The 20,635-nt window shown below is 60.4% G+C and carries 18 protein-coding genes; 15 read left to right on the top strand and 3 right to left on the bottom strand.

All coding sequences use genetic code 11. The features are described 5' to 3' along the window. The first annotated feature begins 192 nt into the window (after window positions 1–192). The 9 genes from dusB to K2Q04_RS05235 all read left to right on the top strand — a co-directional run bounded on the left by dusB (window position 193) and on the right by K2Q04_RS05235 (window position 11,748). The gene (gene dusB, locus K2Q04_RS05275; RefSeq protein WP_291160267.1) at window positions 193–1,179 is read left to right on the top strand and encodes a tRNA dihydrouridine synthase DusB; all 987 of its coding nucleotides are present in this window, start codon (window positions 193–195) and stop codon (window positions 1,177–1,179) included. Continuing rightward, a complete protein-coding gene (locus K2Q04_RS05270; RefSeq protein ID WP_291160264.1) occupies window positions 1,176–2,342 on the top strand; it encodes an ATP-binding protein in 1,167 nt (388 codons plus the stop codon). Before dusB ends, K2Q04_RS05270 begins: the two co-directional genes overlap by 4 nt. Further along, entirely contained in the window at window positions 2,342–3,787 is a 1,446-nt protein-coding gene (gene ntrC, locus K2Q04_RS05265; RefSeq protein ID WP_291160261.1) for a nitrogen regulation protein NR(I), read from the top strand. The genes K2Q04_RS05270 and ntrC overlap by 1 nt, the downstream gene beginning before the upstream one ends. A 247-nt stretch (window positions 3,788–4,034) precedes the next feature. Next, window positions 4,035–6,359, top strand: a complete 2,325-nt coding sequence (locus K2Q04_RS05260) for a PAS domain-containing sensor histidine kinase (protein WP_291160258.1) — start codon at window positions 4,035–4,037, stop codon at window positions 6,357–6,359. Window positions 6,360–6,392: 33 nt separating this feature from the next. Further along, a complete protein-coding gene (locus K2Q04_RS05255; protein ID WP_291160255.1) occupies window positions 6,393–7,793 on the top strand; it encodes a sigma-54 dependent transcriptional regulator in 1,401 nt (466 codons plus the stop codon). A gap of 12 nt (window positions 7,794–7,805) precedes the next feature. Beyond that, window positions 7,806–8,666, top strand: a complete 861-nt coding sequence (locus K2Q04_RS05250; protein WP_291160252.1) for a D-amino-acid transaminase — start codon at window positions 7,806–7,808, stop codon at window positions 8,664–8,666. Window positions 8,667–8,848: 182 nt separating this feature from the next. Beyond that, entirely contained in the window at window positions 8,849–9,097 is a 249-nt protein-coding gene (gene hfq, locus K2Q04_RS05245) for an RNA chaperone Hfq (RefSeq protein WP_092869530.1), read from the top strand. Then, complete coding sequence (gene hflX / locus K2Q04_RS05240) at window positions 9,094–10,512, top strand: GTPase HflX (protein WP_291160249.1); 1,419 nt, start codon at window positions 9,094–9,096, stop codon at window positions 10,510–10,512. Before hfq ends, hflX begins: the two co-directional genes overlap by 4 nt. Before the next feature lie 9 nt (window positions 10,513–10,521). Beyond that, on the top strand, window positions 10,522–11,748 hold the full coding sequence (locus tag K2Q04_RS05235) for an FAD-dependent oxidoreductase (RefSeq protein ID WP_291160245.1): 1,227 nt from the start codon (window positions 10,522–10,524) through the stop codon (window positions 11,746–11,748). Here the strand turns inward: K2Q04_RS05235 and mazG are convergent. Together mazG and K2Q04_RS05225 are read right to left on the bottom strand one after the other, a co-directional pair. After that, window positions 11,745–12,656: a nucleoside triphosphate pyrophosphohydrolase gene (gene mazG / locus K2Q04_RS05230; protein WP_291160243.1), complete on the bottom strand. Its 912-nt coding sequence runs from the start codon at window positions 12,654–12,656 to the stop codon at window positions 11,745–11,747. The two genes, K2Q04_RS05235 and mazG, sit on opposite strands and share 4 nt — an antisense overlap. An 81-nt stretch (window positions 12,657–12,737) precedes the next feature. Continuing rightward, a complete protein-coding gene (locus K2Q04_RS05225) occupies window positions 12,738–13,343 on the bottom strand; it encodes a DUF2306 domain-containing protein (RefSeq protein WP_291160240.1) in 606 nt (201 codons plus the stop codon). Between K2Q04_RS05225 and K2Q04_RS05220 the strand changes: the two genes are divergently transcribed. From K2Q04_RS05220 to K2Q04_RS05205, 4 genes are all read left to right on the top strand, one after another. After that, window positions 13,321–13,914: a hypothetical protein gene (locus tag K2Q04_RS05220; RefSeq protein WP_291160237.1), complete on the top strand. Its 594-nt coding sequence runs from the start codon at window positions 13,321–13,323 to the stop codon at window positions 13,912–13,914. The genes K2Q04_RS05225 and K2Q04_RS05220 overlap by 23 nt on opposite strands. A gap of 75 nt (window positions 13,915–13,989) precedes the next feature. After that, entirely contained in the window at window positions 13,990–14,718 is a 729-nt protein-coding gene (locus K2Q04_RS05215) for a hypothetical protein (protein ID WP_291160231.1), read from the top strand. Between the two features lie 20 nt (window positions 14,719–14,738). Next, the gene (locus K2Q04_RS05210) at window positions 14,739–15,095 is read left to right on the top strand and encodes a DUF2007 domain-containing protein (RefSeq protein WP_291160229.1); all 357 of its coding nucleotides are present in this window, start codon (window positions 14,739–14,741) and stop codon (window positions 15,093–15,095) included. Window positions 15,096–15,367: 272 nt separating this feature from the next. Further along, window positions 15,368–16,216 (top strand): hypothetical protein, encoded by an 849-nt coding sequence (locus tag K2Q04_RS05205; RefSeq protein WP_291160228.1) that lies wholly within the window; start codon window positions 15,368–15,370, stop codon window positions 16,214–16,216. 155 nt (window positions 16,217–16,371) lie between these two features. On the opposite strand, the gene K2Q04_RS05200 is transcribed toward K2Q04_RS05205, so the two are convergent. Continuing rightward, the gene (locus tag K2Q04_RS05200) at window positions 16,372–17,901 is read right to left on the bottom strand and encodes a leucyl aminopeptidase (RefSeq protein WP_291160226.1); all 1,530 of its coding nucleotides are present in this window, start codon (window positions 17,899–17,901) and stop codon (window positions 16,372–16,374) included. Between the two features lie 452 nt (window positions 17,902–18,353). On the opposite strand from K2Q04_RS05200, the gene lptF reads away from it, so the two are divergent. Together lptF and lptG are read left to right on the top strand one after the other, a co-directional pair. Then, window positions 18,354–19,544, top strand: a complete 1,191-nt coding sequence (gene lptF / locus K2Q04_RS05195) for an LPS export ABC transporter permease LptF (protein ID WP_291160224.1) — start codon at window positions 18,354–18,356, stop codon at window positions 19,542–19,544. Beyond that, window positions 19,541–20,635, top strand: coding sequence for an LPS export ABC transporter permease LptG (lptG, locus tag K2Q04_RS05190; RefSeq protein WP_291160221.1), 1,095 nt, complete (start codon window positions 19,541–19,543; stop codon window positions 20,633–20,635). Before lptF ends, lptG begins: the two co-directional genes overlap by 4 nt.

Raw genomic sequence — 20,635 nt, 5'->3', positions numbered from 1 at the left:
GGACTGGCCGCCGTGAAACCGAAACTGCCGATTTCATGGTCGCCAGATGCTCAGCCGCGTCAAATCGGCAATTCCGAAACGTCTTGTTCACCCTTGCGAAATCGATTTTCGGCGCATAGGCTGCCCAAACTCGCGGCACATCTACAATCTGCTCATGGATTAGGCAGGACGGTGGGAGCTGATTTCGACCAAATGCTGGAAGACATCGTAAACGGCGCACCGCCCGCAGTCCTGGCCCCCATGTCGGGGGTGAGTGACCTGCCCTTCCGCCGCCTTGCCCATCGCCTTGGAGCGAGCCTCGTCGTTTCCGAGATGGTCGCGAGCGAGGAACTGGTGAAATCGCGTTTTGATGTCCTGCGCCGCGTCGAGGGACGGGATCTAACGCCGTTCGTCGTACAACTCGCCGGCCGCGAAGAGCGGTGGATGGCCGAGGGAGCCCGTATCGCCGAAGCGAAGGGCGCGAACATCATCGACATCAATATGGGTTGCCCGGCCAAAGAGGTGACGGGCAAGCTCTCGGGCTCCGCGCTCATGCGCAATCTCGACCACGCCCAGGCGTTGATCAAAGCGGTCATCAATGCCGTGAAGGTTCCCGTGACGCTGAAGATGCGCCTCGGCTGGGACGACCAGTCCCGCAACGCCCCTGAACTCGCTAGGCGTGCTGAGGCGGAAGGCATCAAGTTGATCACGGTGCACGGCCGCACGAGGTGTCAGTTCTTCACAGGGACTGCCGATTGGACGGCGGTGCGCCCCGTCGTTGAAGCGACCTCGCTTCCCGTCCTGGTCAACGGAGACATCCTTTCGCCCGTCCACGCCGCAGAGGCGCTGCAAGCTTCCGGGGCGAGAGGAGTGATGGTCGGACGCGGAGCCTACGGCGCACCTTGGATGCCGGGTCGGATCGCAAACTTCTTGGCGACCGGCCGCGATGCGGGCAATCCGGCGCTCGACGATCAGCGCGATATCGCCATCGAACATGTCGAAGCGATGCTCGGCCACTACGGCAGGGACCTCGGTCTGCGCAACGCCCGCAAACACGTCGGCTGGTATTTGGCGACGAGCGGCGCCAGCGAAGCAGTCGTCAAGTCGTGGCGCGCCAAGCTCTGCACGATGCTTGAGCCCGAGCGCGTGCTCGACGGCCTCAAGACTTTTTATTCTTGTACGGAGTTCCGCGCAGCATGAGTAGCAAGTCGGCATCGGTACGCAAATCTGATCGTCACTCGCCGCCGCCTCCTGCCAGAGTGGTCGATTGCGAGGATCTGTTGAGTGCGCTGCCGCACCCGATCCTCGTCATCAGCAACGATCAAGCCATCGTTTTTGCAAACGCGGCGGCTGAGTCTTTTTTCTCGATGAGCGCATCCGCGCTGACGAGAAGCCGGATTTCCGACATCGTCGCATTCGGCTGCCCGCTGCTTGGATTGATCGAGCAGGTGCAGGCGACCAGCTCGACAGTCAACGAATACGGCATCGAGGTCGCAACGCCTCGCTTCTCCGGCGCAAAGCTTGTCGATGTTTACGGTGGCCCGTTGCCGGAAGAGCCGCGCAACATGTTCCTGATGCTCCAGCAGCGCTCGATGGCGCAAATGATCGAGCGGCAGTTGACGCATCGCGCGGCCGCGCGGTCGGTATCGGGAATGGCCGGAGTCTTGGCGCACGAAATCAAAAATCCATTGTCCGGCATCCGCGGCGCCGCCCAGCTGCTGGAGCCCGCTCTGTCCGACGAAGATCGAGCGCTGACCCAGCTCATCTGTTCCGAAACCGATCGCATTCGCAATCTCGTCGATCGCATGGAGGTGTTCGGTGACGAGCGCCCGATCACGAAGGATGCTGTCAACATTCACGACGTTCTCAATCATGTTCGACGCATCGCGGAGCACGGGTTTGGCCGCAACGTCCGCTACGTCGAGGATTACGATCCCTCGCTGCCGCCCGTTCTCGGTAATCGCGATAAGCTCGTGCAGGTTTTTCTCAACCTTCTGAAGAATGCGGCGGAAGCCATCGGCGATAGAACCGACGCCGGCCGCATCATCATGCAGACGGCGTTCAAGCCGGGTGTGCGCTTGTCGCTTCCTGGCTCCGATACACGTGTCAGCCTCCCGCTGATGATCCAGATCGAAGATAACGGTTGCGGCATCCCCGATCATTTGAAGCCGCATCTCTTCGATCCGTTCGTCACCACGAAGACGTCCGGCAGCGGCCTCGGCCTCGCCCTGGTCGCCAAGATCATCGCCGATCACGGCGGCATCATCGAATGTGAAAGTGAACCCAAGCGCACGATCTTCCGCGTGCTGCTTCCCATGCAACGCACGCGGCCAGCTCCCGTGCCGACGACGAGAGAGACTTGATGGCCAGAGGCACCATACTTATCGCCGACGACGACACCGCTATTCGCACGGTGTTGAACCAGGCATTGGCGCGGGCAGGTTTCGCGCCCCGGGCGACCGGCAACGCGGCGACGCTGTGGCGCTGGGTGAGCCAGGGCGAGGGCGACGTTGTCATCACGGACGTCGTCATGCCGGACGAGAACGCGTTCGATCTCATCCCGCGCATGAAGAAGCTGCGGCCGGATCTCCCGATCATCGTCATGAGCGCGCAGAATACGCTGATGACAGCGCTGACGGCGGCCGAGAAGGGAGCCTTCGAATATCTCCCCAAACCCTTCGATCTCAATGAGGTCGTGGCGGTTGTTTCGCGCGCGCTGTCGGAGCCGGGGCGAAAGCGCCAGACGGTCAACACAGAACGCGAGACGGATGATCTACCGCTCATCGGCCGCTCGCTGCCGATGCAAGACATCTACCGCGTGCTCGCCCGCCTGACGCAGAGCGATCTGACAGTCATGATCAACGGCGAGAGCGGCACGGGCAAGGAACTCGTCGCGCGCGTTCTGCATGATTACGGCAAGCGCCGGCACGGCCCCTTCGTCGCGATCAACATGGCGGCGATCCCGCGGGAATTGATCGAGAGCGAACTCTTCGGTCACGAAAAGGGAGCCTTCACCGGCGCCCAGACGCGCACGCCCGGCCGCTTCGAGCAGGCCGAGGGCGGCACGCTCTTCCTCGACGAAATCGGCGACATGCCGCTCGAGGCGCAGACGCGGCTTCTGCGCGTTCTGCAGCAGGGCGAATATACGACCGTCGGCGGACGGACGCCGATCAAGACGAACGTGCGCATCATCGCAGCGACGCACCGCGATCTCAAAACGCAGATTCAACAGGGTCTATTCCGCGAAGATCTTTTCTACCGGCTGAATGTCGTGCCGATCCGCCTGCCACCGCTTCGCGAGCGGCTCGAAGACATCGGCGATCTCGTTCGCCACTTCCTGAGGCAGGCCGCGCGGGAAGGCCTCGGACAGAAGTCGATCGAGAGCGCTGCGATCGAACGCCTCAAGTCGCATCCTTGGCCCGGAAACGTCCGTGAGCTGGAGAACGTCGTCCGCCGCCTTGTCGCCCTCTACACGCAGGACGCGCTGACTGCTCAAATCGTCGAACAGGAGCTTGCCGGCTCCTCCATCTCGGCCCCGGCCGGAGGTGGCGCCGAAGGCGGCGATCTCGGAGAAGCCGTCGAACGGTACCTCTCGCGGTATTTTTCTTCGTTCGGCAACGATCTGCCGCCGCCAGGCCTTTACGACCGGGTCATCCGCGACGTGGAGAAGCCCCTGCTCAGCGCGGCGCTGGCTGCCACGCGGGGCAATCAGATTCGCGCAGCCGAGCTTCTCGGCCTCAACCGCAACACGCTGCGCGCGCGCATTCGGGATCTCAATATCCGGGTATTTCGCACCGTCGAAGGCTAACGATCCGGTTCGTATCCCAAAAAGTTATTCACAGGCCTTGACCGAACACGCGTTTGGCGCTTGATCTGCGCCACACCCGTCGCGAAAATGTCACAGTTAGGCTGTTGGGTCTGGGCAGCTGTAGCGTGATCGTCGCTGCATGCTCGCCAGGCGCGAAAATACCGCGTCGGGAAATGCCGTCCACAGTAATGGGCGGACGATCAATTGGGAACGAATTCAGAGCAATAGTTGAATCGGTCGACAACTGATGAACGCCAGCAACAGCGATGGCAAAGCCGACACGATCGCCCCGCGCGATAGAGTGCCTTCTGCTGCTTTGGTCGAGGAAGGAGCAACACCGCTGAACCCCTCCGACCGGGCATTCTGGTTCGGCCTCGGCGTCGTGCTGCTCTCTTTGATGTCTGCGCTCGTCAGCTATCTCATCCTGACGGGTCTAACCGCGATAACGCCGCGCAACGAATATGTCTGGACGGCGCTGGCGGTGAATGCCGTCCTCCTCGTCGCGATGTTCGGCACCATTGTCTGGCAAGCGCTCGGCCTTAGCCGCGCGTGGAAGCAAAAGGTTCCAGGAGCGCGGCTGCATACGCGCATCGTCGCCCTTTTTACGCTCACCGCCGCGCTGCCGGCCGTATTGCTCGCCGTCGCCGCGACGACGACATTCTCCCGCTCGCTCGACGGCTGGTTCTCAGGGCGGACACGCGCCATCGTCGAAAACTCCTACGACGTCGCGAAAGCTTACGTCGACGAGCACAGCCAGATCATCCGGACCGATATCGTCAACATGGTCCGCGACATCAACGGCGAGGCGGCGACACTCAAAGACGACCCGGACGCATTTCAGAAGTTTCTCATCGGCCAGGCAGGTCTCAGAGATCTGACGTCGGCCTACATCATCGACAGCGAAGGCGTGCCGATCGTCCTTGCGCTCGATGATCCGAATTTGCCGTATGTCGTGCCGCCGCCCGCAGCAATTCAGCAGGCGGAATCCGGCCAGGTCGCACTATCGAAACCGTCGAGCGATTATCGGATTTCCGCGATCACCAAGATCGACAGCATGCCGGGGCGCTATCTCTACGTCGCACGCGGCGTCAGTCCGAAGGTGATCAGCCATCTCCAGAGCACCGAGCAGAACGTCTATGAGTATACGCGCCTGCGGCAGGCCAAAGGCGGCCTGAAGGTCGCCCACGGCCTCATCTACTTCATGATCTCGATGACGTCGCTCCTCGCGGCAATTTGGGTCGGCATGTGGTTTGCGGGCAGGTTCGTTGCGCCGATCCGAAGGTTGATCGCAGGCGCGCAAGAAGTGTCGAAAGGCAATCTCGAATTCGCGCTGCCCGAGATCCGCGGAGAAGGCGATCTGCGGCGCCTCTCGCATACGTTCAACGTGATGATGCGGGATCTGAAGCAGCAGCAGAACGCGCTGGTCACCACCAACGCGCAATTGACCGAGCGGCGGAACTTCATCGAAGCCGTCCTGTCGGGCGTCTCCGCGGGCGTCATCGGCCTCGACAGCGCCGACCGCATCACCCTCATCAGCCGCTCCGCCGAGCGCTTGGTCGGCTTCACGAGTGCGGAAGTCGTCGGCAAACCGCTGAAGGAAGTCGTTCCGGAGTTCGCCTGCATTCTTGCCTCCGCAGACGAGCCCGGTCTGAAGAACAAGCAGTATGAAATCCAAAAGCAGATCGGCGACGAGGAGCGAACGTTCGCTGTCCGCATCACGCACGAGAGAGCGGGCGAGGGCGACGTCGGTTCCGTCGTCACGTTCGATGACATCTCCGAACTCGTCCAGGCCCAACGAACGAGCGCCTGGGCGGACGTCGCGCGACGCATCGCGCACGAAATCAAAAACCCTCTTACGCCGATACAACTTTCAGCCGAACGCCTGCGCCGGAAGTTCGGAACGCAGATCGGCGACAACCGCGAGCTGTTCGAAACGCTGACGCAGACAATCGAACGCCAGACCGGTCAGATCAAAAGCATGGTCGACGAGTTTGCATCGTTCGCGCGCATGCCGCAGCCGGTCATGGCCGATCAGGATCTGAAACTCGCGGTCCAAGAGCCCGCCGTCCTTTTCCGGGAAGGCCACAAGGACATCGACTTCAAGCTCGTGCTGCCGGATCGCCCCGTCACTGCGCATTTCGACCTACGGCTGATCTCGCAGGCCGTCACCAATCTCATCAAGAACGCAGCCGAGGCGATTGAATCTTACGGCGAAGCACAAGGCCGTCCGCCCGGCTATAAGGGCGAGATCGAGGTGCGGCTGGTACCCCTGACCGACCGCGTCGCGATCGAAGTCATCGACAACGGCATCGGTCTGCCGAAACAAAATCGTGCGAAGCTTTTGGAACCCTATGTTACGACAAGAGCCAAGGGCACTGGCCTCGGTCTCGCCATCGTGCAGAAAGTCGTCGAGCAGCACGGCGGCACGCTGGTCCTTGAGGATGCTCCTGTAAGCAATACGAGAACGCGCGGCGCCCTGGTCCGGCTGACATTGCCGATAAAGGTCGGACCATCCCGCGAAATGACGACAGATCAAATTCGCGCCGCAGCCCAAATAGCCGGCGGAGCATGAGATGAAACGCTTAACCCCCCCAGGAGCGCAGCAATGTCAGCTGATATATTGATCGTCGATGACGAGGCGGATATCCGGGACCTGGTCGCCGGCATCCTACAGGACGAGGGCCACCGGACCCGGCTTGCACGCGATAGCGATGAGGCTCTGCGCGCGATCGAGGACCGAAGGCCCCATCTCGTCGTCCTCGATATCTGGCTGCAGGGAAGCCGCCTCGATGGGCTGGAAGTCCTGACGGTAATGAAGCGGACGTATCCCGATCTGCCCGTCGTCATCATTTCGGGCCACGGCAACATCGAAACCGCCGTGACCGCGATCAAACGCGGCGCTTACGATTACATCGAGAAACCGTTCAAATCCGATCGCCTTATCCTCGTCGCCTTGCGCGCGCTCGAAGCATCTCAGCTGAAGCGCGAAGTGCGCGAGCTCAAGGAGCGCTCCGTCGTCTCCGCCGAGATGATCGGCAAGTCGCCCGCCATCAACCAGCTCAAGAACAACATCGACAAGGCAGGCCCAACGAACAGCCGCATTATGCTCCGCGGCGCGTCCGGTACGGGCAAGGAACTCGCGGCCCGCGTTCTCCATCAAAAATCGCTGCGCGCCGACGGACCGTTCGTCGTGCTCAACGCGGCAGCCATGGTGCCTGATCGCGTTGAAGAAGAGTTGTTCGGAACAGAGGACCGCACGGGCGGCCCGCGGAAAGTCGGCGCTCTGGAAGAAGCCCACACCGGCACGCTCTACATCGACGAAGTCGCCGACATGCCGATGGAAACGCAGGGCAAGATCCTGCGCGTGCTCGTCGAACAGAAGTTCCTCCGCCTCGGCGGCTCGCAAAAAGTCTCGGTCGATGTCAGGATCATCTCATCGACCTCGCGCGACCTCGAGCAGGACATCCGCGAGGGACGCTTCCGGGAAGATCTCTATCATCGCCTCAACGTCGTGACGCTGCGGGTGCCGAGCCTCGCCGAGCGCCGGGAGGATATTCCCGAACTCATCCAGTATTTCATCGGCCAGGTCGCCCAGACGTCGGGCCTCGCGCCCCGCAGGATCGGCGAAGACGCCATCGCGGTGCTGCAGGCGCACGATTGGCCAGGTAACGTTCGCGAACTTCGCAACAACGTCGAACGTCTTTTGATCCTCGCAGGCGGCGAACCGAATGCGGCGATCACGGCCGACATGCTTCCCGATGAAATCGGCTCCAACGTGCCGTTGCCCGTCAACGGCGGCGCCGAACACCTGATGTCGCTTCCGCTCCGCGAGGCGCGGGAAATATTCGAGCGTGAATACCTCCTGGCTCAGATCAACCGGTTCGGCGGCAACATTTCGAGAACCGCTGAATTCGTCGGCATGGAGCGATCGGCATTGCATCGAAAGCTCCGCGCGCTCGGCGTTTCCTCCGAGCAGCGTAGCGGCGACCTGAGATCGGCGTCCTAGGAGCGAGGTCGCTTGACACGCATTGTTTATGTCAATGGCGGCTACCGGCCCTATGCGCAGGCCGCCGTTCATGTCGAAGACCGCGGCTTCCAATTCGCCGACGCGATCTACGAGGTCATTGAAATCCGCAACGGCGGACTGGTCGATGCACCCCGGCATCACGCGCGTCTCGCCCGGTCATTGAAGGAACTTGCGATCCCCGCGCCGATGTCGGAGAGCGCGCTGCGCCACGTCATTCACGAGGTGATCCGGCGCAATCGCGTCCGCGACGGCATTGTTTATATACAAGTCTCGCGCGGCGCTGGGCCGAGGGACTTCGCACTTCCGTCTGCGGAAACCGCGCCGACGCTTGTTGTGCTCGCTCGCTCCCAACGGCGGGGATGGGCGGCCGAACTCGCCGAAACGGGGATCAGCGTGAAGACCACCCCCGACAATAGGTGGGCCCGCTGCGATATCAAAACGGTGATGCTACTGCCCGCCGTTCTGGCGAAGGACGAAGCACGCCGGGCCGGGGCCCGCGAAGCATGGTTCGTTGACGCCGACGGCAACGTCACCGAGGGCGCCTCGAGCAATGCATGGATCGTCGCCTCGAACGGTTCGCTCGTCACCCATCCGCTCGATCATCACATTTTGCCCGGAGTAACTCGCGCAACTGTGATCGATGTTGCGAAAGGGGAGGGAATAAAAATTGAACAGCGGACCTTTACTCGGGAAGAAGTCTTGAAAGCCCGCGAGGCATTTGTGACATCGGCCACCAATATCGTCATGCCGGTTGTTAAAATAGACGGAGCTGCAATTGGGGATGGGCGGCCGGGACCGCTTGCCCGGCAGCTCCGGTTGAGATTTCATCAGGTTGCTGAATTTTCAGCATAAGGCAGGTGCGAACGTTGCCGCATTGTGCGAGGCAACAATGGATGTAGAGTGCGGCTCGCTTCGATCACCGCATTTCCCGGTGACCGCTGCATCGGTGCTTCGTTGCTTTCGACCGCAATAGCACCGGTCAATTACGAGAAGACGCTAAAACAAGACGTCGAGATAAAAAACGGACAAAAAAAATGGCGGCTGAAAAACCTCAGAATCTGCAGGACACATTTTTAAATTATGTTCGCAAAAATAAAACGCCACTAACGATCTTCCTCATCAATGGCGTGAAACTCCAAGGCATCGTCAGCTGGTTTGATAATTTCTGCGTTCTCCTGCGCCGCGATGGTCACTCCCAGCTTGTCTACAAGCACGCAATCTCTACGATCATGCCGGGCGGCCCCGTCAATTTGAACGACCAGGACGAAAGCCCAGCCGGTTGACCTCGCGCTCTAAAGACGGCGAGGGCGAAAAGAGCGAAGGCGGACGAAATCGCGAACGTCGGCGTGTCTCGAAGGAGACGAGAGCGCCGAGGACGCGAACGCTCGTTGTCGTGCCCGCTTGGAAGCGGCAGCCGAAGCCCAAGACCGCGCAGCCAGCCAAATCTTCCGCGCAAATTCACACTCCGGAAAATCGTCTGGCTGAAGCCGTCGGCCTGGCGAGAGCAATCGAACTCGACATCATCGACTCGACGATCGTGCCGGTCTCCGAACCCCGGCCCTCGACATTGCTTGGATCGGGCAAGGTCGAAGAGATCAAGGAACTCGTCGCGGAACTCGAAATCGGTCTCGTCGTCATCGATTACAACATCACGCCTGTCCAACAGCGAAATCTCGAGAAGGCATGGAACGCTAAAGTTCTCGATCGCACCGGGCTGATCCTCGAAATCTTCGGTGCGCGCGCCAGAACACGCGAAGGCGTGCTGCAGGTCGAACTCGCGCATTTGACGTATCAAAAAGGCCGTCTCGTTCGCGCCTGGACCCATTTGGAGCGCCAGCGCGGCGGCGGCGGCTTTCTCGGCGGCCCGGGCGAAGCCCAGATCGAACTCGATCGCCGAATGCTCCAGGATCGCATCGATGCGATCAAGCGCGACCTGGCCGATGTCGTGAAAACGCGCGATCTACATCGCAAGGGCCGGCGTAAAGTCCCGTATCCGATCGTTGCCATCGTCGGCTATACGAACGCGGGCAAGTCGACACTTTTCAATAAAATCACCGGCGCCGGCGTTGTCGCGATGGATCAGGTTTTCGCGACGCTCGATCCCACCATGCGCGAAGTGAAGCTCCCCAGCGCCCGCCGGATCATCCTGTCCGACACGGTCGGTTTCATCTCTGATCTCCCGACCATGCTGGTCGCCGCCTTCCGCGCGACGCTCGAAGAAGTTGTTGAAGCCGATCTCATTCTTCATGTGCGCGACATCGCCCATGAAGAGACCGAAGCGCAGGCGCAGGACGTCGAGAAAGTGTTGGCGGATCTCGGTATCGATACCTTGCCCGTCGAAAGCCACCTTCTCGAAGTCTGGAACAAAATCGATCTTCTGCCTGCGGAGCGTCGGGCGGAGATGCAACACGAAGTGCACCGTAATGCCCGCCCGCCCGTACTCGTTTCGGCGTCGACAGGCGAGGGCATGGCGCCGTTGCTGCACACGATCGATGAACGCCTCGGCGCGTTTGATGAAATTCTCGATGTGATCCTGCCGGGAAGCAATGGCGCGCTTCTCCATTGGCTGCACGAGACGTGCGATGTTCTCGCAAGGGAAGCACGCAAGGACGGCAATATAGAATTGCGCCTTCGCGTGCCGAGCGAAAAGAAAGATCGCGTCATCGGCCATCTTCGCAAGGCGGGAATATCGGTCTAAGCTCGTCCCGTGGATGAGCGCGTCACATGTTGCATTGCGGGCGGTGGTCCCGCGGGGATGATGCTGGGTGTGCTTCTGGCGCGCGCCGGCGTTGCCGTGACCGTCCTCGAGAAGCACAAAGACTTTCTTCGCGATTTTCGTGGCGATACAATTCATCCGTCAACGCTGCAGCTGATGGAAGAACTCGGCTGGCTCGACGATTTTCTGAAGCTTCCACATCAGCAAGCCAAGAGCATCTACGGGCAGTTCGGTGACACGCGTCTCGAGATGGCGAACTTTTCGCATCTTCCGATCAAGACGAAATTCATCGCCCTGATGCCGCAATGGGACTTTTTGAACTTCCTTGCGGAAAAGGGCCGCGCCTATCCGAAGTTCGATCTGAGGATGAACGCGGAAGCGACGGGCCTCGTTTTCGATGGCGATCGGGTGACGGGCGTAAAGGTGAAAACGCCGGAAGGCGCCATGACCATCAACGCCGATCTCGTGGTCGCGGCCGACGGACGCTCATCCGTTCTCAGGGCCGCCGCCGGCCTCGTAAGCGAGAACTTCGGCGCACCGATGGACGTGATGTGGTTCCGCCTGCCGAGGCTACCAACCGACACCGAGGAAACCCAGGGCCGCTTCGACGCCGGGCATATCTTCGTTATGCTGCAGCGGGGAGATTACTGGCAATGCGCCTACGTCATTCCCAAAGGTGACGAAGCGAGAGTGCGTGCGGCCGGCCTCGACGCTTTCCGCAAATCGGTCGGCGCGCTTCTGCCTTTCGAACCCAAGCGCGCTGATGCCATTACCGACTGGGATCACGTCAAGCTTCTGACGGTCGTCGTCGATCGGCTGAAGACGTGGGCGCGCCCCGGCTGCCTCTGCATCGGTGACGCCGCACACGCAATGAGCCCAGTCGGCGGTGTCGGCATCAACCTCGCGGTCCAGGACGCCGTCGCCGCCGCTAATCTGCTGTGGCAGCCCCTCAAGATGGGCCGCTTAACGTTCGAAGATCTGGAAGCTGTGCAGAAGCGCCGCGAGTTTCCGACACGCGCGACGCAGCGTCTGCAACTCGCCATTCAGAACGCGGTGATAGCAAAGACCCTAAATGCCAGCGGCCCCATAACGCCGCCGCTGATCATACGGCTATTGACCCGGCTGCCGTTTATTTCCCGTATCCCGGCGCGTCTTTTGGGCCTCGGATTTCGCCCCGAACACGTTTCCGAGGCAATCAGGAACGCGAAGGGCGCCTAGCGTTTCTCGAGGGCTTTCGCTTCATCCCAAAGCGCATCCATTTCGTCGAGCGAAGACTGCGACGGAGATTTGCCGCGCTCGGCAAGCGCCTTTTCGATATGAGCGAACCGCCGGACGAACTTGTCGTTGGCACCGCGCAGCGCAGCCTCCGGATCGAGCTTCAGATGCCGCGCGATGTTCGCCATAACAAAAAGCATATCGCCGAATTCTTCTTTGACCGCGTCTTCCGCGTCCGGCGGCCGGCTCGACAAAGGAGAGTCGCCGAGCGCAACCGAAGACACCCTCCTCGGATCGGCGGGTAGTGCGACTTCTTCAAGCTCGGCGACTTCCTCTTTCAGCTTTTCGAACACCGGCTGAAGGTTCGCCCAGTCGAAACCAACCCTCGCGGCTTTGTCCTGCAACTTGATCGCGCGCGTCAAAGCCGGAAGCCCGACGGGAACATCGGCCAGCGTTGCGGACTTGTGCGCAACCTCCGAGCCCGCGCCGGCCATGCGCGACCGCTCCGCAGCTTTCTCGGCGCGCTCCGCCGCCTTGATCTCTTCCCACGTCGATTTGACTTGAGACGGGTCCCGCGCCGCGCCATCGCCGAAGACATGAGGATGCCGCCGGATCATCTTCTTCGTGGAGGACTCGACAACGTCGCCGAATGCGAAGGAGCCTTGCTCCTCTGCGATGCGCGAATGATAGACGACTTGCAAAAGCAGATCGCCAAGCTCGTCCTTGAGATCGACCAGATCATTGCGCGCGATCGCATCGGCAACCTCGTAAGCCTCCTCGATCGTGTAGGGCGCAATCGTCTCGAAGGTCTGCTCGAGATCCCAAGGGCAGCCCGTTTTGGGCGTCCTGAGCGCCGCCATGATTTCGATCAGCCGTGTGATGTCGCGCGATGGTTTGAGTGTAGCCGCCATATCCGTCCTCTTTGGATCGGGCGGACAGTAGACGACCCCGAAAGGATCGACGAGGGCTGCTCCTGCGGCTATGTCGCCCGGCTATCGAGCCAAGCTCGCCGAAATGAACCGCGGATTGCTCAAGACGATACTCAGTGGGACCATCCAGCCGATCCATGCTGCGAGCGCATAGACAGGGTCGAATGGCAGGTGGAGTACGATTGCGGAGCCGGTAATCACCCGGAACCAGACGGCGCCGGTCGTCACTGCAACCATTGCCATCATCAAATGCACATGGCGGCGAACGTTCCGCTGGCGGATTGCGACGAAGGCCGATCCGAAGAGATAAAGCCAGACGAGACCTTGCACGAAAAATCCGGCCCGCGCCAACGCCGGCGAATGGCTCATGATGGCGACAGGTAACGAGGTAAGCCCCCCAATAACCACAAATACGCCCAACAGCCGGCCAAGCGGTCTGTGAAGCTCCGGCCGGTGTCGACAGGCGATGACGATCGGCGCAATTAGCAACGCCATTGCCGACGACAGCATGTGCGCAGGAAATAGAAACGGCGCGCGGCCGGCGAGTAAGAACATTTCATAGGGCAACGCGATGAGGCCGGTTCCTGAACCGATCGCAACCGCTCCAACGGGAATTATGAGGAAGCCGATGACGGAAAAAATCGCGATGCGAAGAACGGACCTCGACAATTCGCCCGAACGCAAAATGGCTGGCGCCGTCACGCTTGCAGCTGCAGGAGTTGTCGTCGCCATATCGGTCATCGCGGTCATCTTCGTCTTCGGTTTTGGCGGCTCTGCGGCAGCCGGCGACGAGACCTCAGCAAAAGTCGAAGAAATCGCACCTGTTTCTCTCGCCGGCAGGTGGACCGGCCACTATTACGGCTACGGCCGGAACGGCGACGCGCAGGACTGCGGCGAAGATGGGTGCGCGCTGACGTACGATATCGTTGCGTGCAAGGACGGCTGGTGCGGGATCGCTATCAAGGACGACAACTCTTGTGGCGATGTCGCCGTCCATCTCGCGTCCGACGCCAGCCAAGGCGAGGCCGCCTTCAAGGGCAAACTCGAACTGGCGAAAGGCGCGGCGCCTTATGCGATCGAAGCCTGGTATAGAACAGACGAGGAAAGCAAAATCGGCCAGCTGCATCTCCTCGGCGATACCGGCCCTGAGCTTCTGCTGTTCCGCCGGTCCTATCCGTTCGAGGCGAACTTCGCGCGGACGGGCGATGCAACTTGCAAAGCCGAGAAGACGACCAGCTGACGGCGCATCCGAATGTGCAACGCCCGTTGCCGAGCCAGATGGCTCTGCTAGTCTCGACGGCGGAGCGGGGGATCGATGCACATTATCTTCAATGGCCTGATGATGGCGCTGGAGCTGGCGGCGATTTTCGCCGTCGCCTGGACGGGCTTCACAGCGCCGTTGATCTTCGCAGCCGGCACGGCGTTGCTGGCGCTCGGCGTCGGCGCGGCACTTGAGATCGCCCGCCTCAGATACGAATTTCCGTTCTATTTCGACCGGCCTCCCGGGCGTTCCATGATCGTCATCGTGACGGTCGGGGCGCTGGAGGCGATCACGAAGGCCGTTCTCGCAGGCGTCGTAGGGCTTCTTACATTTCTAGGCACCGATCAGGAGCGGCTGAAGTTCGTCGCCGTGATCTTCGCCATTTCGCTCTTTCTCGGCGTCCAGGCCGTCCGGTTCCTGATGGACCGGCTGAAGGCCCGTCCGATGCGCTGGGGCTATTTTCGCCTTGCTGCGCCGCTCGGATTGTTGTTTTCCGCCGGCCTGACATTCCTGCCGGCGCCCGGCATCACCGAGCTTGCAAAGCGCGCCGCGTTCGATCTTCCGACGAAACCGACAATGGAACAGGCGAGCGAGTTTCTCTTCCTGCTGAAACAGAGCTTCGACGAGATCGTCGTCCGCATGCTCTCCTGGGTGTTCGATCCGGCGCTGGCGCAGGCGATCGGAGCCGTCGTTTCGGTCAACATGCTGTCGGGCTTTGTCATTGCGCTCTACGCCGTGTTGATCGCAGAAGGCATCAGGACGCTCGAACGCCGCGAGCCGTGATTTGACCTTGAGGCCAAGAGATGCCGCATGTGATCGCCCACACCAGCTTGATGCTTCCAGAGATCCTCGTCATCGAGAGCCTGCTCCAGGCACACGGCATTCGCTTCGTGACGGCCGGTAAGGATATCGTCACGCAATGCCCACACTTCGCGGTGCTCTTCGGCGGAATTTCAATCCTCGTCGAGGAGGAGGATTTTGAAAATGCCCGGACGTTGATTGCGGATACCCACGACGTCCCGGGCTACAAATCCATAGAAAGCGACGGCTTCGAAAAACACCCTATCCGCAACTCGGTGCTCGCGTTCCTGATCCTGATCATGGGGGCTCCATTTCCGTTTTGGTACCGAAGAGCGGGCTCGCGTAGTGCCTCAATTTAATTTTAGGAAGAGACGGGTATGCTCTCGATCGCCAAAGGCGTGAGAGCGCCCGAACGCCGGAAGCGGTAGCCGGGGAAATGATCCGCAAGGCGATTGTATGCAACGCATGCGACCTGTTTTCCTCAGCATGCATCTTGATTCATCTTTTAGGAATTCGGCCCGGGTGATAGCCTCGAGACTCGGGGAAATATCGTCGGCTACGGTCGGCGAGCCTGCCTTTTTCAATTCGCGCAATTACGAGAAGTCCGCATCAAGAATGACGGGTAATCGTGATGCTCTTCGATTGCTTCAGCTTTTTCAACGAACTCGATTTGCTCGATGTGCGGCTGCACGAGCTTCACGCGCTCGTCGATTATTTTGTGCTCGTTGAAGCGCGCCGGACATTTCAGGGAGAGCCGAAGCCGCTCTATTTCGCTGAGAACGCCGATCGCTTCCGAAGCTATTCCGACAAGATTATCCCCATCGTCGTCGACTTTCCCGAAATAAGCGATGGCTACGGATTGGATACGAAGCCGCTCGATGCGAATTGGGCCCGGGAGCACTATCAGCGCAATCAGATCGCCAAGGGATTAGTCAAAGCCACGGCAAGCGACTTGATCATCGTGTCGGACGTCGATGAAATTCTGAGGGCCCCGGCGTTGCGAAGCGCACTCACGGAGCGCAAACAGGGAGAGCTCACGATCTTCGAGATGCCGGTCTACCGCGGCGCCGCCAACCGCCGGGCGAGGTGCCCACCTTGGGACAAGGGACCACGCCTCATCGAGTATCGACTGTTCCCGGGTGCGCAACGTCTGCGCATGACCAAGATCTGTGCGTCGACGCGGCTCAGAGGCACGGCGCTTGAGCGCCTTCACGCCAGAGCTTGGAATTGGATCAACACCGGCATCTGGGCTCCGGTGCGCGTCATCCCGGATGCCGGTTGGCACATGACGGGCTTGGGCGATTGGGAGACCTGGCGTCGTAAGATCTCATCGTATTCCCATGCAGAACACAAATTGAAGCCGAGCTTCCAGTGCGCGGACGAGTACGCGAAGATGGTCGCTAACGAGACGGATATCGTGAGCGTTGCTGAGCTGCCGGATTTCATCCGCCAGAACCCCGGGCGATTCAGCTTGGCTTGAATCCCTTCTAAGCGCCCCTCTCAATTTCGCATAATATATATTATGGAAACTAAGGCTAGAGCCGCCATATGTATCAATATGATACGGCGGATCTACAAAGCGGCAATTTTCAAAAACTGGGATCAGCGCAATGCTGATCCCAGCGTGGCCGAAGCCTACTTCTCAGCTTTCTCGTGATGCTCCGCGACGAAGGCATTGAGCAGCCGCACGCCCCAGCCGGCGCCCCAGCTTTGGTTCGTGTCGTTGCGGCTGCCGTCCATCGCGGTACCGGCGAGATCGATATGGCTCCAGGACGTGTCCTTCTGCACGAACCGCTGCAGGAAGGCTGCCGCGGTTGCTGCACCCGCCCAGCGCCCTCCGGCGTTCTTCATGTCGGCGTTCTTGGAATCCATCATCTTGTCGAATGCCTTGTCGAGCGGCATGCGCCAGACTTTCTCGCCGGTCGCACGTGATGCCGACAGCAGTTCGTCCGCAAGCTTGTCATCGTTCGAGAAGAGGCCCGCGTACTCTTTGCCGAGAGCGACCATGATGGCGCCCGTCAGCGTGGCGAGATCGATGACGACCTTCGGCTTGAACTGCTCCTGCGCGTACCAGAGGACGTCGGCGAGCACGAGGCGGCCCTCGGCATCGGTGTTGATCACTTCGATCGTCTGGCCCGACATGGACTTCACGATGTCGCCCGGACGAACCGCGTTGCCGGACGGCATGTTCTCGACGCAGCCGATCAGCCCCACGGCGTTGACGTTCGCCTTGCGCTCCGCGAGAGCGTGCATCGTTCCGATCACGGCCGCCGCACCGCCCATGTCGCCCTTCATGTCCTCCATGCCGGCGGCAGGCTTGATCGATATGCCGCCGGTATCGAAGACGACGCCCTTGCCGACAAAGCAAACCGGCTTCTGCTTCTTGTTGCCCTTGGCGCCGTTCCAAACCATGACGGCAAGGCGAGACGGCCTGACGCTTCCTTGGCCCACGCAAAGAAGCGAGCCCATGCCGAGCTTTTCCATGTCCTTGACGTCGAGGATTTCGACGCTGACACCGAGCTTTTCGAGAGATTTTGTCTTCTCGGCGAGTTCGACCGGTCCGAGAATATTTGCGGGCTCGTTGACGAGATCGCGAGCCACGTTGACGCCGTTGGCGACGGCCTTCAGCGGCTGGAATGCGGCCTTGGCTTTATCGGGATGCGGCACGTGAATGACGAGCTTCTTCAAGCCGTCCTTGTCCGCTCCGTCTTCCGCCGACTTCTTCGTCAGGTACTTTTTGAAGTTGTAGTGGCGAAGAAGAGCGCCCTGAGCAATCAGCGCGCCCGCTTCATCGGCAGAGATATTGCCAGCGGTTTCCGCATCGACGATCACGCTTGCCGCCGACGTCTTGCGATTTTGAATGGCACCCAATATCGCGCCGCCGAGATCGACGAGCTGCAGATCGCTGAGCGTCGCGGACTTTCCGAGACCGCCGATGATCAGCCTGTCGATGCCAAGCTTGGCCGGCGCCAGAATCTCGATCGTCGACTTGTATTTGCCTTTGAAATCGGCGGCAGCTGCAGCCTTGCTCAGCGCGCTTGCGGATTTCGTCTCGAGCTCACGAGCCCGGGAGCCAAGAACCAAGCCATCGCCCGCCAATGCGACGGTGACAGATTCAGTCTCGGCGTTGAGCGGCGCGAACGTGACTTCGAGGCGGTCGGACATTTTCAAAGCGACTCCAGGTTAAGGGGTGATTGGGGGCCAGAAATTTGGGACGAGAGTTTGAGACGAGGGATTCGAGATCTAAGATTTGAGGCCAGGGATTGAAGGCCGGGGATGGAGATAGGATACCGGGACGCGGACGCCGATCCGCTGGGTTTTCCCACCCTGTCACGGCAACGACGGAAGGGGCAAGCACCGGTGATTACGGGACACAACTTAGTCGTTCACGAATGCGTGGCAAGCGAGCCTTTGTAAACGCCCTTCCCTCCAGGGCGCATTCACGATCTAAGCAATTGTGCCCAAAGAACGATTTTTGCTATCGGCCGAACGGCCAGGAAACGGCGAACAGCCGAAATTCCGCCACTGTGCTATGGGAGCCGGACGTATCCCCACAGGAGCCGGTGATGGGGAAATTGCTTCGGCAGCGTGGCCGGAGGGGGGAGAGCGGCTAACGCATGCGAATTTTCTCGAGATACGTCTTCCGGCAAGCCGCGAGCTCCTTTGCGCTCATCCTCGCGTCGTTGACAGGGATCGTCTGGATTGCGCTGGCGCTGCGCCAGTTCAACGTCGTGACGAGCCAGGGTCAGGACACCTGGATGCTTGTCAAAATGACGTCCCTCGCAGTCCCGAATCTCATGGCGATCATCGCCCCGTTTTCGTTTTTGATCGCAGCGCTTCACACGCTCAATCGCCTGAATACCGATAGCGAGCTCATCGTCCTGTCGGCGGCAGGTTCCAAAGTCTGGACAGTGGCGCGGCCGTTGATCCTGCTGGCTTTGCTCGTCAGCATATTTCTCGCGTTCGTCGGGCACCTCGCCCAGCCGTGGAGTATGCGGCTGTTGAGCGATTATCTGGTGCAGGTCAGAAGCGATCTGCTGACCCAGGTCATCCAGCCCGGACGCTTCTCCAGTCCCGAACCCGACCTGATGTTTCACATCCGCGACCGCTCGGCCGACGGCGCGCTTCTCGGACTTGTCATGCACGACACCCGCGACAAGTCGCAGGCTCAGAGCTACCTCGCCGAGCACGGAACGATCGTGAAGCAGGACGGAACGGCCTATCTCGTCATGTCGACCGGCCATATCATCCGGCGGACGGATGCCGACGCTCCGCCGCAGATCGTGGCTTTCGACAAATACGTCGTCGATCTCGACCGGTTCGAGTCCCAGGACGACGGCTCGGGCGAGAAAAAACCCCGTGAGCGGTATTGGGATGAACTCGTACACCCGAGCCCGGACTCCAAAATATTCAAGAATTCCCCCGGTCAGTTCCGCGCCGAAATTCACGAACGGCTGGTCGGACCGCTGTATCCGATCGCGTTTGTGTTCATCATCGTCGCCTTTGTGGGCCAAGCGAAATCCACACGCTCGAGCCGGATGCAAAGCCTTGTCCTGACATTCCTTTTTGCCGCCACATGCCGAATGGCCGGGTTGGCGTTGAACAGTGCCGTAACGCGGGACGCCTCGATGCTCATTGCCCTCTACGGGGTTCCGATCGGCGCCATCGTTCTGTCGTTGATCATCATCAAGAGCTCTGACCGGCAGAAGTCGGGGATCTCGATCTTTGGACGCGCTGCCGATGCGATGACGGGAACGCTTGAAACCGTCCTTCGTCTCGTCATGCCGCGCCGGAAGGTGGCGCCATGATCCGCTCCTTCACCCTCTCGCGCTACATCGCCAGGTTGTTCTTGGTTGCCATTGCATCCACCCTCGCCGTTTGCGCGCTCCTGATCTTCATGATCGACTTTGTCGAGTTGCTTCGCCAATCGAGCAAGGCCGGCAACGTTCCGGTTGCAACGCTCGTCGGAATTGCCCTCCTCCGCCTCAGCGCCTACGTCGAATTTCTGATCGGCTTTGCTGTCCTCGTCGGCACGATAAGCGCCCTCCTCTACCTCAACCGCAAAAGCGAACTCGCCGTCATGCGCGCCGGCGGCATGTCCGTTTGGCAGTTTCTGGCTCCCGGACTGACCGTCGGACTTCTTGTCGGGGTCTTCGCCGTGACCGTCTACAACCCGCTTGCCGCCCGCGGTCGGGCAAAATCCGAACAGGTGTTCGCCAAGGCTTTCGGCAACGACACCAATCTCTTGCGCTCCCAGGGTGGCGGCTCCTGGATCACGCAAAACGGCGTCGATGGAGAATCGGTTTTGGGCGCGGCGGCGGCGTCGAACCGAGGCCTAACCCTCACCGGCGTTATGATATTCGCTTATGATCGCGACGGGCATTTCTCCGAGCGGGTGGACGCGAGCCAAGCCGAACTCAAAGACGGCTATTGGCAGCTGACGGATGCCTGGGTTTCACGCCTCGGCCAGCAGCCCGAGAAATTCACGTCCTACCTGGTCTCGACCTACCTCACGCCGGACCGAGTCCAGGAGGCTCTCGGCACGGTTTTCTCGGTCTCCTTCTGGGATTTGCCGGAATTGATAGAAGCTGCTGATAAGGCAAAACTTTCGACCGAGCGGCTCAGGGTCCAGTACGAGTCCCTTTTGGTTCGTCCTTTGCTCTGTGTGGCAATGGTCCTTTTGGCGGCAACTGTGTCATTGCGGTCATTCCGCTCAGGTGGCATCCAGACTATGGTTACGACTGGAATGGTCGGTGGGGTCGGGTTCTTCTTGCTCTCGGAAATCGCGAGACAAATTGGCATCGCAGGTTTGGCGCCGGCGTGGGCGGCGGCATGGTTGCCCGTCGCCCTGGTTTTGATCATCGCAACCACGGTGCTGTTGCACCAGGAGGACGGTTGA

Source organism: Hyphomicrobium sp. (assembly GCF_019753045.1).
Taxonomy (GTDB): domain Bacteria; phylum Pseudomonadota; class Alphaproteobacteria; order Rhizobiales; family Hyphomicrobiaceae; genus Hyphomicrobium_B.
The sequence above is the reverse complement of the archived record's forward strand: the minus strand, read 5'-3'. Positions and strand labels throughout refer to the sequence as shown.

Bases quoted from the DNA above. Each gene is read 5' to 3' on its own strand.
- dusB (WP_291160267.1), top strand. From the start codon at position 193: ATGCTGGAAGACATCGTAAACGGCGCACCGCCCGCAGTCCTGGCCCCC.
- K2Q04_RS05270 (WP_291160264.1), top strand. From the start codon at position 1,176: ATGAGTAGCAAGTCGGCATCGGTACGCAAATCTGATCGTCACTCGCCG.
- ntrC (WP_291160261.1), top strand. From the start codon at position 2,342: ATGGCCAGAGGCACCATACTTATCGCCGACGACGACACCGCTATTCGC.
- K2Q04_RS05260 (WP_291160258.1), top strand. From the start codon at position 4,035: ATGAACGCCAGCAACAGCGATGGCAAAGCCGACACGATCGCCCCGCGC.
- K2Q04_RS05255 (WP_291160255.1), top strand. From the start codon at position 6,393: ATGTCAGCTGATATATTGATCGTCGATGACGAGGCGGATATCCGGGAC.
- hfq (WP_092869530.1), top strand. From the start codon at position 8,849: ATGGCGGCTGAAAAACCTCAGAATCTGCAGGACACATTTTTAAATTAT.
- mazG (WP_291160243.1), bottom strand. From the start codon at position 12,656: ATGGCGGCTACACTCAAACCATCGCGCGACATCACACGGCTGATCGAA.
- K2Q04_RS05220 (WP_291160237.1), top strand. From the start codon at position 13,321: ATGCGAAGAACGGACCTCGACAATTCGCCCGAACGCAAAATGGCTGGC.
- K2Q04_RS05215 (WP_291160231.1), top strand. From the start codon at position 13,990: ATGCACATTATCTTCAATGGCCTGATGATGGCGCTGGAGCTGGCGGCG.
- K2Q04_RS05210 (WP_291160229.1), top strand. From the start codon at position 14,739: ATGCCGCATGTGATCGCCCACACCAGCTTGATGCTTCCAGAGATCCTC.
- K2Q04_RS05205 (WP_291160228.1), top strand. From the start codon at position 15,368: ATGCTCTTCGATTGCTTCAGCTTTTTCAACGAACTCGATTTGCTCGAT.
- K2Q04_RS05200 (WP_291160226.1), bottom strand. From the start codon at position 17,901: ATGTCCGACCGCCTCGAAGTCACGTTCGCGCCGCTCAACGCCGAGACT.
- lptF (WP_291160224.1), top strand. From the start codon at position 18,354: ATGCGAATTTTCTCGAGATACGTCTTCCGGCAAGCCGCGAGCTCCTTT.
- lptG (WP_291160221.1), top strand. From the start codon at position 19,541: ATGATCCGCTCCTTCACCCTCTCGCGCTACATCGCCAGGTTGTTCTTG.